The sequence below is a fragment of the Methylobacterium frigidaeris genome, from assembly GCF_022179185.1.
Classification (GTDB): Bacteria; Pseudomonadota; Alphaproteobacteria; order Rhizobiales; family Beijerinckiaceae; genus Methylobacterium; species Methylobacterium frigidaeris.
The window spans coordinates 1-308 of sequence record NZ_BPQJ01000176.1 but is presented as its reverse complement, the minus strand read 5'-3'; the positions used below and the strand labels follow the sequence as shown (position 1 = coordinate 308).

The 308-nt window shown below is 49.4% G+C and carries 1 protein-coding gene; it reads right to left on the bottom strand.

Annotated features, from left to right (window positions below; all coding sequences use genetic code 11):
• Nucleotides 1-7: 7 nt before the first annotated feature.
• The coding region (locus MFF64_RS36740; RefSeq protein ID WP_238193962.1) for a paraquat-inducible protein A at nt 8-308 on the bottom strand (301 nt) is incomplete at its 5' end.

The following is a 308-nucleotide window of genomic DNA, read 5'->3' as shown; positions in this document are numbered from 1 at the left end:
GCACTGTTTATTCGTATCGATTCACCACTAACAGAATGGTTAAGAAACAACACGCAGCATGCAGTTGCACAATCAACAGGAAAAAGGTGCCGAGGCTGGCGTAGTCCTCAGAAAAAAGCACGCCGGGAATTTCCAGTAATGTAATTTCACTGGTAACTCCTGCAACGTTCATATTCACAAAAGGAAACAAGTTGGACAGGAACAGCATGAACAGTGCAGCCAACGCATAGGCGATGGGACGCTGCCGAGGGGGATGCCAAGCCACGGTTAACGTTGTGGCAGAGCGTGGACATGCCGCTTTCTGACGA